The sequence below is a fragment of the Rhizobium sp. SVR5-9E genome (genome assembly GCF_056755095.1).
Genome location: NZ_JBNDHS010000630.1, coordinates 1 through 244, shown reverse-complemented (window position 1 = coordinate 244; position 244 = coordinate 1). Strand labels below are relative to the sequence as shown.

Annotated in this window: 1 pseudogene; it reads left to right on the top strand. The window is 58.2% G+C overall.

Features of this window, described 5'->3' with window-relative positions:
- Window positions 1-244, top strand: a pseudogene (locus ACPYOJ_RS36335) (two-component sensor histidine kinase); the annotation flags it as partial.

Genomic DNA, 244 nt, shown 5'->3' with positions numbered 1-244 from the left:
AAATCTCCGAGATCGAGCGCCTCGTTCAGGACGGGATCGCCTATGCGCGAAGCGCGGATGGAAATGGCGAGAAGCTCTAGCGCATTGATCTCGCATCCTTCATTGAGAGCCTTTGCTACGACTACCAGGATACGGGAAAGCCAGTCTCCGTCATCAGTAGGGTGAGTGGAACGGTCGCCACCAAGCCGCCTGCGCTTCGCCGCATCCTCTCGAACTCCATCGACAAGGAGCTGAAGTTCGGCGG